Below are 14,717 nucleotides of genomic sequence, written 5' to 3'. Positions count from 1 at the left end.
CGCCCATGCGGTTTTCGCATAGGTATTTGGTCTAACCCATCTTGGTATTGTCGCACCACATCGCTCAAAAAAAGCCCGGCCGTTCGGCCGGGCTTCGTTCCGTCGCCGCTGACGGCGATCGTTACTTCCCGCGGTTGCGGACCTGGAAGATATCGAAGGTCAGCTCCGCAACCTGCCACCAGAGGTACTGGTCGCCGCGGAAGGCGACCATCGAGTCGATCGCCTTCTTGAAGTCGGCGTTCTTGGCCGAGATCTCGGCATAGAGCTCGTTCGAGGCCTTGAGCGACGCTTCCATCACGTCCTGCGGGAACGGACGCAGCTGGGTGCCGGCGCCGACGAGACGCTTCAGCGCGGCCGGGTTCTGCACGTCGTACTTCGCCGCCATCTGGGTGTTGGCATAGGTGCAGGCGGCGGTCAGCGCAGCCTGGTAGGCCTTCGGCAGCGCGTTCCACTTCTCCAGGTTGACGAAGGCGTGGACGCAGGGGCCGCCCTCCCAGAAACCCGGATAATAGTAGTAGGGCGCGACCTTGGCGAAGCCGAGCTTCTCGTCGTCATAGGGGCCGACCCACTCGGCGCCGTCGATCGTGCCCTTCTCCAGCGCGGGATAGATGTCGCCGCCGCCGATCTGCTGCGGCACGAGGCCGAGCTTCTGCAGGACCGAGCCGGCGATGCCGCCGATACGCATCTTCAGGCCGTTGATGTCGGCGACGCTCTTGATCTCCTTGCGGAACCAGCCGCCCATCTGGGCGCCGGTGTTGCCGCAGGGCAGCCCGTAGATGTTGAACTTCTTGTAGAATTCGTTGAACAGCTCGTTTCCGCCGCCCTGGAAGAGCCAGGCGTTCTGCTGGCGGGCGTTGAGGCCGAACGGCACCGAAGCCGCGACCGCGAAGGTCGGATCCTTGCCGACATAGTAATACGAGACGGTGTGGCACATCTCGACGGTGTTGTTGCTGACCGCGTCGGCCGCCTGCAGGGCCGGCACGATCTCGCCGGCGGCGAAGACCTGGATCTGGAACTTGCCGTCGGTCAGCTCCGAGACCATCTTGGCCATGACCTCGGCGCCGCCATAGATCGTGTCGAGCGATTTCGGGAAGCTCGACGCCAGGCGCCACTTCACCTCGGGATTGGACTGCGCGACAGCCGGCATGGCGACAGCGGACACTGCCGCACCGGTACCAGCGACCTGCAGGAATTGACGACGCTTCATATGGGGCATCTCCTCGTTTCGACGTTCATCGCCGCGCCCCGGCAGCAATAGCACCAGCGCAGGCGACATTTGTAGGACGACCTTGGTGTTATGCAGCGGTGATCGGAAGCGGCGGCCCGGGTTGACCCACGGTTAGTCGGCTCGCTTCGAATCTATACTTGCACAAGATTTGCGCAGCACTCCCCCCAATCGTTGCAAGATCGTCAACTGTCTCAGGTCGCTCGACAATTGCACGCAGAGCATGGCACCGCTGCGCAGGAAGCGCATGAAACTTTTTCTCCGCCCGGTCAACCTCTCCCGTAAAGAGGCCCGATGACCAGCATCCCCGCCCCGATCTGGCTCTATGACGGCGTCTGCGTTCTCTGCTCAGGCGGCGTGCGCTACACGCTGCGGCATGAGCGCGACCACGACATTCGCTTCGTCGCGATCCAGTCGCAGGAAGGGCGCTCGCTCGCGCAGGCGCACGGCATCGACCCTGACGAGCCGGACAGCTTCCTCTTCATCGAGAACGGGCTGGCGCTGGCGAAGTCCGAGGGCGTTCTGGCGCTCGCTCGCCATCTGAACGGGCCGGTGCGCCTACTGCTGCTCGGCCGCGCGCTGCCGAAGCGCTGGCGCGACTGGCTTTACGATCGCGTCGCGCGCAATCGCTACCGGCTCTTCGGCCAGAAAACCTCCTGCGAGATGCCCGATCCGGCGACGCGCCACCGTTTCACCTTGCCGGACGCTCCGTGAAGCGCGTCGTCCTGATTGGCGCGACCGGCGTCTTCGGCCGGCGGCTGGCGCGCCATCTCGCGCGCATGGCCGGAATAGAGCTCGTGCTGACCTCGCGCAGCGCCGACAAGGCCGAGGCGCTGGCGCAGGGACTGGCGACCGAGGCGAGTGTGCCGGTCAGCGGCGCGGGGCTCGACCGCGACAGGGAGCTCGTCGCCTCGCTCGCCGCGCTGAAGCCCTGGCTGGTGATCGACGCCTCCGGGCCGTTCCAGCAGCAGGGCTATGAAGTTCCCACCGCGGCGCTGCTGCTCGGCGCCCACGTCGTCGACCTCGCCGATGCGCGCAGCTATCTCAGCGGCTACGGCCCACAGCTCGACGCGCTCGCCAAGCAGCGCGGCTTGGTCGCGCTCGCCGGCGCCAGCTCGACGCCGGCGCTCTCGGCCGCCGCGGCGCGGGAGCTGAGCGAAGGCTGGCAGCGGCTCGACAGCATCGACATCGCGATCACGCCGGGCGGACGCAGCGAAGTCGGGCCGGCGGTCATCGCTGCGGTCCTGAGCTATGCCGGCAAGCCGGTGCCGGTCTGGCGCGAAGGCAAATTGCAGACGACGTCCGGCTGGGAGACCGGCGAGGTCATCGACATGCCGGGGCTCGGACCGCGACGGGTCGCGCCGGTCGAGACGGTCGACGCTGAGACGCTTGGCCCCGCCCTCGCCATACGCTCGCGCGTCAGCTTTGCGGCCGGACTGGAAGCCGGCATCGAGCAATGGGGGTTGGCGCTGCTCGCCTGGCTGCGGCGCCGCGGCTGGGTCAGGGATCTTGCGCCGCTCGTGCCCTATCTCGTGAAGGCCCGCAGGATCACACGCCTCTGGACCTCGGATCGCGGCGGCATGAGGGTCGCGATCAGCGGCATCGACGGCAAGGGGCGGCCACGCCGGGCCTATTGGTCGCTGCTGGCCGAGAACGATGACGGCCCGCAAGTGCCGACGCTGGCGGCGGCTGCGGCGGTGCGCGCCATGCTCGCGGATGCGATCGCCCCGGGCGCGCGCTCAGCCGCAGAGGCGCTCGATCTCGCCATGATCGAGGCCGAGATGACGCCTTACGCGATCAGCACCAGCCAGGACGAGCGCGCTATCGGTCCTGCCCTGTTCGAGACCGTGCTGGGAGCGCAGGCGGTCGCGATGATGCCCGCGGCAATCCGGGCGTTCCACGCCAACGATGCCGAGCCGGTCTGGCAGGGCCGGGCCGAAGTCACGCGCGGAAACGGGGCGGGGATCGGCTTGATCTGTAGGGTCTTCGGCCTGCCTGCCGCCGGGACGGAGCTGCCGGTTACGGTCAGCGTCAGCAGAGGCGATTCGCTCGACGAGAATTGCGAGATCTGGACACGCAACTTCGCCGGCCAGCGCTTCCAGTCGCGCCTGAGCGTTGATCGCAACGGCGAATTGCGGGAAGCCTTCGGCGCGTTCTCCTTCACCCTCGCGGCGGTGGGAAACCACGACGGCCTTGTGCTGCCGATCGCGGGCTGGCGCGTCTTCGGCTTGCCCTTGCCGCGCTTTCTCATGCCATCGGCCGAGGCGCGCGAGACGGTTGACGCCGATGGCCGCTTCCGGTTCGACGTCAAGCTCACTTTGCCCTTCTTCGGCCTGCTGGCGCATTATCGCGGCTGGCTCAAACCTCGGGGACCAAGCGATGGACCAGGATAAACTCGCAAAACTCAGGGCGCGCTATGCCGGAGCGAGCGGCGCCGACATCCATGATCCCCGCTTCGCCAAGGTCGCCGCCGGCCAGTTCCAGGGCGACCGGCGCAAATGGCCGTTCTCCGATGTGGCGACCTTCATCAACGCACCCTATCGGCCGGACGCCTTGAGCAAGCCCGATCTCGGCGGGCTCGACGTCGCGATCATCGGCCTGCCGATGGATCTCGGCGTCACCAACCGGGCCGGCACGCGCCTCGGCCCGCGCGCAGTGCGCGCCGTCGAGCGGATGGGGCCGATGGACCATGTCAACGGCACCGCGCCGTTCAACCAGATCAAGGCGGCCGATATCGGCGACGTGCCGTTCCGCTCGCGCTATTCGCTCGAGAGCTGCCATGAGGACATCGAGGCGACCTTCAAGCAGATCGTGAAGGCCGGCGTCTCGACGCTCGGCGTCGGCGGCGACCATTCGATCACCTATCCGATCCTGAAGGCCGTCGGCGAGAAGCGCCCGGTCGGCATGGTCCATATCGACGCGCATTGCGACACGTCCGGACCCTATGAGGGCTCGAAATTCCACCATGGCGGGCCGTTCCGCCAGGCGGTGCTCGACGGCGTGCTCGACCCCGAGCGCGTCATCCAGATCGGCATCCGCGGCGGCGCCGAATATCTCTGGGAGTTCTCCTACGAGTCCGGCATGACCGTGATCCATGCCGACGAGGTCGACAGCATGGGTCTCGACGCCGTCATCGCCAAGGCGCTCGCCGTGATCGGTGACGGGCCGACCTATGTCTCCTTCGACGTCGATTCGCTCGATCCCGCCTTCGCGCCGGGCACCGGCACGCCCGAGGTCGGCGGCCTGACCCCGCGCGAGGCGCTCGCCATCCTGCGCGGCCTGAAGGGGCAGAACATCGTCGCCGCCGACGTGGTCGAGGTCGCTCCGCAATATGATGCGACCAGCAATACGGCGCAATGCGCAGCGCAGGTGCTGTTCCTCGAGCTCTGCCTGATCGCCGAGGCCCGTGCCGCCGGCAAGGGCAGGCCGTGAAGCGAAAGGCGCTCCAGCTCGACGCGATCGATCGCCAGATCATCGCGATCCTGCGGACAGAGGGCCGGATCACCAACCAGGCCCTGTCGGAACGGGTCGGGCTCTCGGCCCGGCCCTGCCTGGAGCGAATGCGCCGGCTGGAGACCTCCGGGCTGATCGCCGGCTATGGCGCAAGGCTGTCGCCCGAGCTCGCCGGCCACGCCATCATCGCCTTCGCGCAGATCTCGCTGCGCGATCATTCGGTCGGCCGGCGCGAGCGGGTCGAGAAGGTGCTGCGCGCCTGCCCGGATGTCGTCGAGCTTTTGGTGATCAGCGGCGAGGCCGACTATCTCGCCCGCATCGTCGCACCCTCGCTCGCCGCCTATGAGGAACTGACCGGCGCCTGGCTCGCCGACAACCAGCTCGGCATCGCCCGGATCGCGACCACGTTCGCGCTCAAGGCGCTGAAGGATTTCGAGGGCTACCCGCTGCTGGAGGAGTAGCGCAGCGCTATGCGCAGTCAGCATGGCCACCGCCCTCACATCGTGTTGAAGCAACAAGCGCTTGCGCTTCACGCATGACCTGAGCCATATGCTGCAGTGCAATGCGCGCCATCGCGCGGCGCCATAAAACAATCCATCTCCGGACCATCGTCATGAGCCTCTCGAGCACGGGAGACGCGTTCGCGCGCCCTGCCCGCTCCACCGCCGCGCCGCGTGTCGGCCTCATCCTGTTCGCCCTGGCGATGGGCGGCTTTGCCATCGGCACGGCCGAGTTCGCAGTGATGAGCCTGCTGCCCTATTTCTCGGTGGGACTGGGGATCGACGAGCCGACGGGCGGGCATGTGATCAGCGCCTATGCCGCCGGTGTGGTCGTCGGCGCCCCGATCATCGCCGTGCTGGCGACGAAGCTGTCGCGCCGCACGTTGCTGATTGGACTGATGGCCGCCTTCGCCCTCGGCAATGGGCTCTCGGCGCTCGCTCCAAGCTATAGCTGGATGCTGCTGTTCCGCTTCCTCAGCGGCCTGCCGCACGGCGCCTATTTCGGCGTCGCGGCGCTGGTCGCCGCCTCGCTGGTGCCGGCGAACCGGCGCGCACTCGCCGTGGCGCGGGTGATGCTCGGCCTGACGATCGCGACGATCCTCGGCGTGCCGCTGGCGAACTGGCTCGGCCAGGCGCTCGGCTGGCGCTGGGGTTTCGGCGTCGTCGCGGCGCTGGCGCTTACGACGGTGGTCCTGATCGCGCTGTTTGCGCCGAAGGACAGGCCACAGCCCGGCGCCAGCGCCCTGCGCGAGCTCGGCGCGCTGCGCCATCGCCAGGTCTGGCTGACGCTGGCGATCGGCGCGGTCGGCTTCGGCGGCTTGTTCGCGGTCTACACCTACATCGCCTCGACGCTGATCGAGGTGACGCAGGTCGCGCCGACGATGGTGCCGTTGGTGCTGGCGATTTTCGGCCTCGGCCTGACCATCGGCACGCTCGCCGCCGCCTGGCTGGCGGACCGGATGCCGATGGCCTCGATCGCGATCATCCTGATCTGGACCGCCGGCTCGCTGGCGCTCTATCCCTTCGCCGCCGGCAATATCTGGGCGATCTCGGCAGTCGCCTTCATGATCGGCTGCGGCGGCGGACTCGGCACGCCCCTGCAAACCAGGCTGATGGATGTCGCGCAGGATGCGCAGACGCTGGCCGCGGCGCTGAACCACAGCGCCTTCAACACCGCCAATGCGCTCGGCCCCTGGCTCGGCGGCATGGCGATCGCCGCCGGCTATGGCTGGACCTCGACCGGCTGGGTCGGCGCCGGCCTTGCACTGGCGGGCTTCGCGATCTGGCTGGTGACAGCTTGGGATGCGCGGGGACGTCGGCAGGCGGCGGCCTGATATCGCCTCCCCGCCGACCAACAAACTAGGTCGTCCCGGACAAGCGGCGCAGCCGCGCCCATCCGGGATCCATTCCTGAGCTTGTCCGAAAGAGGTTCCGGAATGGGTCCCGGGTCTCCCTGCGGTCGCCCGGGACGACTCACGCTCTTTAGGATCGAGACGACGCTGCGATCAGGCGCATCGCCACCGGGATCGCGGCCTGACCGGCCTCGAGCTGGTCGGTCAGCACGTAGAACCAGTTGAAGCCGATATAGAGCGCGAGCCTGGCCTCGATCTCCTCGGTCGGAATATCGCCGCGCGCTGCGGCAGCGGCGAAGAGGCCGCGGACATCCAGCAAGCGCTCCGGCAGAAATTTCTCGCGCAGCGCCGCAAGCGCATCGGGGTCGCTCTGGGCCTCGGCGAGGAGCGCCCGGAAAGTGCGCCCGGACGGTGTGCCCCACCAGAAAGCCCAGAGCTGCTTAGTATGCTCGGTGAGATCGCGGGCAAGATCGCCCGTCGGCACCGCCCGGATCCGCGCCTTCTCCGCCGCATAGACCTCCATCAGCAGATCGGCGCGGTTCTTCCACCAGCGATAGATCGTCGGCTTGCCGGCTCCGGCCCGGCGCGAGACCGCGTCGATCGAGAAGCCGGCATAGCCCTGCTCCGCCAGCACCGCGCGGGCGGCAGCGAGGATCGCCGCCTGCGAGGCCGGATTGCGCCGCGCACCGATCGAGGCGCGGCGGATCGGGGTCGCGGCTTTTTCAGCCTTCATATTGCCTTCCCTTCTGCGTTGCTCCCGCGACAGCGCTGTCGGCACAGACTGGCAAGCCTTGCGCTGCAAGCGGGACCTTGCAGCAGAAGCCTTGATATCGATACGGACCGTATCTATCAAACAAAACGAAACGGAACGTTCCGTTATGGAGACCGCCATGCCCACACCTGCCCCAAATCCCCTTCTGGCCCGTCTGCGCTTCCTGGGGACGCTGATGCTCGGCGCCTATCTGCTGATCAACGCCCTGCTGCTGGCCCTGGCGCCGCTGACCGCCAGCTGGCCGATCTGGTCCGTCACCGCCCTCGCCGTCCCGCCCATGGTGCTCGGCATGGTCTATCTGGTGATGCCGCTGGCACGCCGCGCCAGCGCCCCTCCTGCGCATCGCGTGGCCGCCTCCGGCAACGAGGTCCGCTCATGACGCCCGGCCGCATCGCAATCCCGCTGGCCGGCGCGATCGCGCTCCTTGTCTGCCAGCCAGCCCCTACCGGTAGCACCGCCCTCGCCTTCACGAACCCGAAGAAAGGCAACGCCGTGACGACTGCAACTCTCACAGTCCAACCCGCCGCCGCGACGGCCGGCGCCTTCATGCCGGCCGGCTATGCCGAGATGGCCCGGCGCCGTGTCGCGGTCGACGGTGAGCGGGCCGAACTTGTCCGCTATCAGCGGAGCGACGGCCGCAACGCCGTCCTCGGCGGCGAGCATTTCAGCACGGTGATCGCCGCAGATGGCCGCCTGAAGGGCTTTACCCGCATGGATCTCGACCTGGCCGGTGGCCAGCTCCCGTCGCGCGAGGAAACCCGGGCCATCGCCATGGATTTTCTGCGCGTGGCGGCGCCCGAACTGCTGCCGGCGCAGGAGATCAGCTGGATCGAGCCGCATGATGAACCACTGCGCGTCGTGCGCAACGGGAAGACCGAAAACCTCACGCTCACCGGCATGAAGGTGAAGATGCGCAACAGGGCCGATGGGCGCTGGATGTGGGTCATCGTCGGTGCCGACCGCAAGGTCATGGTGTTCGAGCGCGACATCGTCTGGGTGACGTTGCCCGGCCATCGCAAGACCGAAAAATGGCTGGACGACACCTGGCTCGCGGAGAACGGAACAACCCTGCCCTGATCTGTCCCAGCGACCGCAGCACTCGCCGTCGCCCGAATCTGTCGCAAACTCGACAGATTCGGCTGCGGGAGCCGGCGCTTCCAGCCGGCTCCGTCGCCTGAGCGGGCCTACCCTCGGGGAAACGAGGGAGAACCGCCATGAATGCGATCGTGCTCGAACGCGAGGTCTGCGCCCAGAACTACGCACCCCTCCCGATCATGCTCTCCCATGGCGAAGGGGTCTGGCTCACCGACGTCGCCGGCGTCAGGCGCCTCGATATGATGAGCGGCTATTCAGCCGTCAGTCTCGGCCACGGCCATCCGCGCATCCTCAAGGTGCTGAACGAGCAGGCCAAGCGCCTCGCCGTCACCAGCCGCGCCTTCCACACCGAGCCGCTCGGCCCCTTCCTGGCCAAGCTCTGCGCCGTCGCCGGCCAGGAGATGGCGCTGCCGATGAACACCGGCGCCGAAGCGGTCGAGACCGCGATCAAGGCCGCCAGGCGCTGGGGCCACAAGGTCAAGGGCATCGCCGACGGCAAGGCCGAGATCATCGTCGCCGACAACAACTTCCACGGCCGCACGACGACGATCGTCGGTTTTTCCACGGATGAGAGCTATCGCGACGGCTTCGGCCCGTTCGCGCCCGGCTTCATCAGCGTGCCCTTCGGCGATGCGGCCGCTGTCGAGGCCGCGATCACGCCGAACACCGCCGCGATCCTGATCGAGCCAATCCAGGGCGAGGCCGGCATCGTGCTGCCGCCGGACGGCTATCTCACGGCGCTGCGCGCGCTCTGCGACCGCAACAACGTCCTCCTGATCCTCGACGAGATTCAGTCCGGGCTCGGCCGCACCGGCCATTGGTTCGCGCATCAGCACGAGGGCGTGAAGCCGGACGGGCTGATCGTCGGCAAGGCACTCGGCGGCGGGGTCTACCCTGTCTCGGCCTTCCTGGCCTCGCGCGCGGTGATGCAGTTGTTCGGGCCGGGCTCACACGGCTCGACCTTCGGCGGCAACGCGCTCGCCGCAGCGATCGGCCATGAGGCGCTTTGCGTGATCGAAGACGAGAAGCTGGTCGAGCGTTCGGCCGAGCTCGGTGCCTATATGAAGCAGCGGCTCTCCGCGATGACGGCGGGCCTTGCCAGCGAGGTGCGCGGCCGTGGCCTCTGGGTCGGCGTCGAGATCGCGCCCGGCGCCGGTGATGCGAAAAAGATCGTCGCCCGCCTCGCCGATGCCGGCGTCCTGACGAAGGAGACGCATGAGCGCACTATCCGCTTCGCGCCGCCGCTGACGATCAGCCGGGACGAGCTCGACTGGGGGCTGGAGCGCTGCGAAAGCGTCCTCGCCGAGCAGGCGCGCTGAGCGCTGCAACAAATTCCGTGTGCGGCCACCTGCGCAAGAGCGCGGGAAAACGGCTGCTGCGGTTCGGTTTCCATAACAAGAACAGCGCCTTGCCTTGCACGATCCTTGTGCGGGCACGCTCGGAAAAGCTGCAAGAGCCTACTTGCGGCCCGCCCCGATGATCGCACAAGCTGTCGCGCACAAGCCGATCCGGGAACTCGAAACGCCCGGTCGGCCAGATCCAAGGGGAGGTCCCATGAAAGGTTTCGCAAAATTCGTCGCAGCCGCGGCGCTCACGGTCGCCGGCGCTACGGGCGCACTCGCCCAGGCGAAGGAGTGGAAGGAAATCCGAATCGGCACGGAGGGCGCCTATCCGCCCTACAACAACCTCAACGCCAAGAAGGAGCTGGAAGGCTTCGAGATCGATTACGGCAACCTTCTCTGCGAGAAGATGAAGGTGAAGTGCAGCTGGGTCGTGCAGGATTGGGACGGCATCATCCCGGCGCTGCAGGCGAACAAGTACGACATCATCCTCGCCGGCATGAACGCCACCGAGGAGCGAAAGAAGCAGGTCGACTTCACCACGCCTTACAGCAAGACGCCGATCTGGATGATCGGTCCCAAGGCCACGAAGTCGAACGACATCTCGCCCGCCACCCTGAAGGGCAAGTCGATCGGCGCGCAGGGCTCGACCATCCACGCCAACTATGTCGAGAAGTTCTATAAGGACTCGAGCGCGCGCCTCTATCCGACCCAGGAAGAGGCCAATCTCGACCTGCTCAACGGCCGCCTCGACTATATCGTCGCCGACGCGCTCGCCCTCGCCGACTTCCTCAAGGGCCAGGGAAAGGATTGCTGCAAGAAGATCGCCGAAGTGACGCGCGACGACGCGATCCACGGCGCGGGCGTCGCCGGCGCCGTGCGCAAGGCCGACACCGCGCTGAAGGACCTGGTCAACAAGGCGATCGCCGAGACCGTCGCCGACGGCTCGCTGAAGAAGCTCGAGGACAAGTGGTTCAAGTACGAGTGATCTAACTTCTGCTGACGCCTGCCCGCCGGCCGGCCCAGGCCGGCGGGTTCTGGCGCAAATCCACTCTTCTTCGAAGCGCGGACTTGCACCAGTTCCTTGTATTGTCGCGTTTCCGGACGGCGAACCGGTAGCCACTTCGCCTGGAAACGCTCCAGTCCCTCGCGCGCCGGCCCTCCCATGTTCGATAAACTCGCACTGCTCGGCTTCGGCCCAGGCGGCTGGGGCTGGGCCCTGCTGCAAGGCGCGGCCAACACAATCTCGGTCGCGCTCGCGACCCTGCCCTTCGGCCTGGCGCTCGGCCTGATCATCGCGCTGTGGAAGCGCTCGGACAGCATGCTGCTGCGCTCGCTGGCGACGATCTACACCACCGTCTTCCGCGGCGTGCCCGAGCTGCTCACGCTCTACATCATCTATTTCGGCATCCAGGTGCTGTTGCAGAAGGTCTGGAGCGGCTTCTCGATCCCGCCCTTCGTCGCCGGCATGGTCGCGCTCGGCATGGTGCTCGCCGCCTTCTCCAGCGAGGTCTGGGTCGGCGCGCTTAACTCGATCCAGAAGGGCCAGCGCGAGGCTGCGGCGGCGCTCGGCCTGTCGAAGGCGCAGGCCTTCCGGCTCGTCGTCTTCCCGCAGCTGATCCGTGTCGCCCTCCCCGGCCTCGGCAACAACTGGATGGTGCTGCTGAAGGAGACCTCGCTGATCTCGGTGATCACGCTGCAGGACATCATGTTCATCGCGACGCGCGCCAATGTCGTGACCAAGGAGCCGTTCCTGTTCTTCGGCACGGCGATGATGCTCTATTTCTTCTTCTCGCTGGTCTCGGCCTGGGGCATCGGCAAGCTCGAGCAACGCACCAATCGCGGCTTCGCCGCCTTCGGCGGAGCGACGCGATGACCTGGTGCGAATATCCCGGCTATCTGATCGGCAGCGAGGTCCTGCAGAACTATGGCTGCCGCATGGCCAGCGGCCTCGGCATCACATTCCAGCTGGTCGTGCTCTCGGTCGCGTTAGGCTTCGTGCTGGCGCTCGGCCTCGCCATCGCCAGGCTCTACGGGCCGCGCTGGGCGCAGATCGCGATCAACGGCTACACCACGTTCTTCCGCGGCACGCCGCTGCTCTGCCAGCTCTTCCTAGTCTATTACGGCTTCGGCCAGCTCCGGGTATTCTGGCAGGATATCGGGCTGTGGTGGTTCTTCCGCGAGCCGTTCTATTGCGCGCTTTTCACCTTCACCATCAACACCGCCGCCTATCAGGCCGAGATCCTGCGCGGCGCGATCCAGTCGATCCCGCGCGGGCAGTTCGAGGGCGCACTCGCGCTGGGCCTGCATCGCTGGGCGACCTTGCGCCGGGTGATCCTGCCGCAGGCGATGATCCTGGCGCTGCGCCCGCTCGGCAACGAGCTGATCGTGATGATCAAGGCGAGCGCCATCGCCTCGCTGGTAACGCTGTTCGACCTGATGGGCGCGACGCGCCTCGCCTTCGCCCGCTCCTTCGACCTGTCGATCTATCTCTATGCGGCGCTGATCTATCTCGTGCTGACCGAGATCATCCGCCGCGTCTGGGACCGGATCGAGATCAGGCTGACGCGGCATATGGCGTTGCGGTGACATTTGACAATCTTTGCCAAAGATTGCCATATTAATCTTTACGGAGATCAATATGGCGACGATGAACGTGTCCCTGCCGGCCTCGATGAAGGAATGGGTCGAGGCGCAGGCTGAAACCGGTCGCTACGCCAATGCGAGCGACTATGTACGCGACCTGATCCGGCGCGATCAGGAGCGCAACGACAAGATCGCCGCGATGCAGCGCTTCGTCGACGAGGGTCTGAGCAGCGGGATCAGCACAGATTCGAGCGACGCGCTCTTCGCTACGGCCCTTCAGCGCGTCGCCACTCCGCCCGGCAATCGATAGTGCGCTTTCGCCTATCGCTGGCAGCGAAAGAAGACATCATCGGCATTGCCGAGCAGGGAATACGCCTGTTCGGCCCGACGCAGGCCAGACGATACCATGACGAATTGTTCGCGATCTTCGATATGATCGCTGCCTATCCGCACATCGCGCGAGAGCGGATGGAGCTGTCCCCGCCGATGCGCATCTACCCGTTCAAGGCGCATCTCGTCATCTATCGAGTCGAAGCGGGTGGCGATGTGCTGGTCGTCCGCATTCGCCATGCGCATGAAGACTGGGGCGCAGGCTGAATGCTCAGCCCGGCAAGGTCAGCACCAGCGGACCGTTGGCGGTCGCGACCACGGTGTGCTCGTACTGGACCGTCGGCGCGCGCGGTTCGGAATAGAGCGTCCAGCGGTCGCCCTCGGCATGCTCGGCCCAGTCGGCGCCGAGCGACAGGAACGGCTCGACGGTGAAGACCAGCCCCTTCTGCATGACGCGGCGCTCGGAGCGCTCGGGCCAGGTGGCGATCTCCTTCGGCTCCTCGTGCAGCGAGCGGCCGATGCCGTGGCTGGCGAGGTTTCGCACCAGCGTATAGCCGTTCTTCTGGGCAAAGCGCCCGACGGCTTCGCCGATCCCGGCGACCGGCTTGCCAGCGCCGACCTGGCCGAGCCCGGCCCAGAGCGCGCGCTTGCCGTCGCGGCACAGCTTCTCGATGCGGCGATCGACCGGCGGCACCGTGAAGGACGCGCCCGTATCGGAGAAATAGCCCGCCTTCTGCGCGGAGACGTCGATGTTCACGAGGTCGCCCGCCAGGATCCGGCGCCCGCCGGGAATGCCGTGCGCGACCTCCTCGTTGATGCTGATGCAGGTCGCGCCCGGGAAGCCGTAGACGGTCTCGGGAGCCGACCGCGCACCGTGCCGCTCGAGCATGTCGCGGCCGATCGCGTCGAGCTCGGCCGTGGTGATGCCCGGCTCGAGCGCCTTCCCCATCGCCGCCAGCGTATCGGCGACGATACGGCCGATCTCGCGCAGCCCCTGAAGCTCGTCGTCATTGGTGATGGTCATGGCGGGTTCCTGACCGATTTCGGCGAAGGCGGCAAGCGGGCGCCTTGCCGCCTCCCCATGCACGATCCCTGCGGAATCACGATCGCTGCAATCGCATCGGCATCGCTTCCCTCGCCTTCCCCGGCGCGCTAAAGCCGCAATGACCTTTTCGACGATGCAGCGGAGCACCTCATGGCCAAAGTCGCTTTCCTCGGTCTCGGCGTGATGGGCTATCCCATGGCCGGCCATCTCAAGGCCAAGGGCCATGATGTCACGGTCTACAACCGCTCGCCGGAAAAGGCGCAGAAATGGGTGGCGCAGCATGCGGGCGTCTATGCTCCGACGCCGGCCCAGGCGGCCGAGGGCCAGGAGATCGTGTTCTGCTGCGTCGGCAATGACGACGATCTGCGCTCGGTGACGATCGGTGAAGGTGGCGCCTTCGCCGCGATGGGCAAGGGCACGGTCTTCGTCGATCACACCACCGCCTCGGCCAATGTCGCGCGCGAGCTCGACGCCGCGGCGACCGCCGCCGGCTTCGGCTTCATCGACGCGCCGGTGTCCGGCGGCCAGGCGGGAGCCGAGAACGGCGTGCTGACCGTGATGTGCGGCGGCGACCAGGCTGTGTACGCCAAGGTCGAGCCGGTGATCGCCAGCTTCGCGCGCATGTGCCGGCTGATGGGCCCCGCCGGATCCGGCCAGCTCACCAAGATGGTCAACCAGATCTGCATTGCCGGCCTGGTCCAGGGCCTGTCCGAAGGCGTCCACTTCGCCAAGCGCGCCGGGCTCGATGTCGAGGCGATGCTGGAGGTGATCTCGAAGGGCGCCGCCGGCTCCTGGCAGATGGAGAACCGCGGCAAGACGATGAACGCCGACAAGTTCGATTTCGGCTTCGCCGTCGACTGGATGCGCAAGGATCTCGGCATCGTGCTCGACGAAGCCCGCCGCAACCATGCCCGCCTGCCCGTCACCGCGCTGGTCGACCAGTTCTACGCCGATGTGCAGAAGCTCGGCGGCGGGCGCTGGGACACCTCGAGCCTGCTGAAGCGTCTGGAGCCGTAAGG

The 14,717-nt window shown here is 66.9% G+C and carries 17 protein-coding genes; 14 read left to right on the top strand and 3 right to left on the bottom strand.

The genetic code is table 11. The annotated features are described in order from the left end of the window. Positions 1–121: 121 nt before the first annotated feature. Positions 122–1,207: a TRAP transporter substrate-binding protein gene (locus BMZ69_RS09520; RefSeq protein ID WP_092156323.1), complete on the bottom strand. Its 1,086-nt coding sequence runs from the start codon at positions 1,205–1,207 to the stop codon at positions 122–124. 312 nt (positions 1,208–1,519) lie between these two features. Here BMZ69_RS09520 and BMZ69_RS09515 point away from each other — a divergent pair, with 312 nt between their 5' ends. The 5 genes from BMZ69_RS09515 to BMZ69_RS09495 all read left to right on the top strand — a co-directional run bounded on the left by BMZ69_RS09515 (position 1,520) and on the right by BMZ69_RS09495 (position 6,512). Then, entirely contained in the window at positions 1,520–1,939 is a 420-nt protein-coding gene (locus BMZ69_RS09515; RefSeq protein ID WP_092156322.1) for a thiol-disulfide oxidoreductase DCC family protein, read from the top strand. Further along, positions 1,936–3,618: an SDR family oxidoreductase gene (locus BMZ69_RS09510; RefSeq protein WP_092156321.1), complete on the top strand. Its 1,683-nt coding sequence runs from the start codon at positions 1,936–1,938 to the stop codon at positions 3,616–3,618. Before BMZ69_RS09515 ends, BMZ69_RS09510 begins: the two co-directional genes overlap by 4 nt. Next, complete coding sequence (gene speB / locus BMZ69_RS09505; protein ID WP_092156320.1) at positions 3,605–4,657, top strand: agmatinase; 1,053 nt, start codon at positions 3,605–3,607, stop codon at positions 4,655–4,657. The genes BMZ69_RS09510 and speB overlap by 14 nt, the downstream gene beginning before the upstream one ends. Continuing rightward, complete coding sequence (locus BMZ69_RS09500) at positions 4,654–5,139, top strand: Lrp/AsnC family transcriptional regulator (RefSeq protein ID WP_175506734.1); 486 nt, start codon at positions 4,654–4,656, stop codon at positions 5,137–5,139. Before speB ends, BMZ69_RS09500 begins: the two co-directional genes overlap by 4 nt. A 152-nt stretch (positions 5,140–5,291) precedes the next feature. Beyond that, the gene (locus tag BMZ69_RS09495; protein ID WP_092156465.1) at positions 5,292–6,512 is read left to right on the top strand and encodes an MFS transporter; all 1,221 of its coding nucleotides are present in this window, start codon (positions 5,292–5,294) and stop codon (positions 6,510–6,512) included. A 148-nt stretch (positions 6,513–6,660) separates the two neighbouring features. On the opposite strand, the gene BMZ69_RS09490 is transcribed toward BMZ69_RS09495, so the two are convergent. Then, on the bottom strand, positions 6,661–7,263 hold the full coding sequence (locus BMZ69_RS09490) for a TetR/AcrR family transcriptional regulator (protein ID WP_092156318.1): 603 nt from the start codon (positions 7,261–7,263) through the stop codon (positions 6,661–6,663). A 157-nt stretch (positions 7,264–7,420) separates the two neighbouring features. On the opposite strand from BMZ69_RS09490, the gene BMZ69_RS09485 reads away from it, so the two are divergent. From BMZ69_RS09485 to BMZ69_RS09450, 8 genes are all read left to right on the top strand, one after another. Then, entirely contained in the window at positions 7,421–7,681 is a 261-nt protein-coding gene (locus BMZ69_RS09485) for a hypothetical protein (protein ID WP_139219012.1), read from the top strand. Positions 7,682–7,848: 167 nt separating this feature from the next. Next, positions 7,849–8,379 carry a hypothetical protein gene (locus tag BMZ69_RS09480; protein WP_210188008.1) on the top strand — a complete coding sequence of 177 codons (531 nt, stop codon included), beginning with the start codon at positions 7,849–7,851 and terminating at the stop codon, positions 8,377–8,379. Between the two features lie 137 nt (positions 8,380–8,516). Then, complete coding sequence (gene rocD, locus BMZ69_RS09475; protein ID WP_092156316.1) at positions 8,517–9,716, top strand: ornithine--oxo-acid transaminase; 1,200 nt, start codon at positions 8,517–8,519, stop codon at positions 9,714–9,716. Positions 9,717–9,951: 235 nt separating this feature from the next. Next, on the top strand, positions 9,952–10,725 hold the full coding sequence (locus BMZ69_RS09470) for a transporter substrate-binding domain-containing protein (RefSeq protein ID WP_092156315.1): 774 nt from the start codon (positions 9,952–9,954) through the stop codon (positions 10,723–10,725). Between the two features lie 177 nt (positions 10,726–10,902). Beyond that, positions 10,903–11,613: an ABC transporter permease gene (locus BMZ69_RS09465; RefSeq protein ID WP_092156314.1), complete on the top strand. Its 711-nt coding sequence runs from the start codon at positions 10,903–10,905 to the stop codon at positions 11,611–11,613. Beyond that, positions 11,610–12,326 (top strand): ABC transporter permease, encoded by a 717-nt coding sequence (locus tag BMZ69_RS09460; protein WP_092156313.1) that lies wholly within the window; start codon positions 11,610–11,612, stop codon positions 12,324–12,326. Before BMZ69_RS09465 ends, BMZ69_RS09460 begins: the two co-directional genes overlap by 4 nt. Before the next feature lie 52 nt (positions 12,327–12,378). Further along, positions 12,379–12,633, top strand: coding sequence for a type II toxin-antitoxin system ParD family antitoxin (locus BMZ69_RS09455; protein ID WP_092156312.1), 255 nt, complete (start codon positions 12,379–12,381; stop codon positions 12,631–12,633). Continuing rightward, the gene (locus tag BMZ69_RS09450) at positions 12,633–12,920 is read left to right on the top strand and encodes a type II toxin-antitoxin system RelE/ParE family toxin (protein ID WP_092156311.1); all 288 of its coding nucleotides are present in this window, start codon (positions 12,633–12,635) and stop codon (positions 12,918–12,920) included. The genes BMZ69_RS09455 and BMZ69_RS09450 overlap by 1 nt, the downstream gene beginning before the upstream one ends. A gap of 4 nt (positions 12,921–12,924) precedes the next feature. On the opposite strand, the gene map is transcribed toward BMZ69_RS09450, so the two are convergent. Further along, positions 12,925–13,677: a type I methionyl aminopeptidase gene (gene map, locus BMZ69_RS09445; RefSeq protein ID WP_092156310.1), complete on the bottom strand. Its 753-nt coding sequence runs from the start codon at positions 13,675–13,677 to the stop codon at positions 12,925–12,927. Positions 13,678–13,848: 171 nt separating this feature from the next. Between map and BMZ69_RS09440 the strand changes: the two genes are divergently transcribed. Beyond that, positions 13,849–14,715: an NAD(P)-dependent oxidoreductase gene (locus tag BMZ69_RS09440; protein WP_092156309.1), complete on the top strand. Its 867-nt coding sequence runs from the start codon at positions 13,849–13,851 to the stop codon at positions 14,713–14,715. The last annotated feature ends 2 nt before the right edge of the window (positions 14,716–14,717 follow it).

The sequence above is a fragment of the Allobosea sp. CRIB-10 genome, from assembly GCF_900112185.1.
Classification (GTDB): Bacteria; Pseudomonadota; Alphaproteobacteria; order Rhizobiales; family Beijerinckiaceae; genus Allobosea.
Note: the sequence above shows the minus strand (reverse complement) of the source record. Positions and strands in the feature narration are given on the sequence as shown.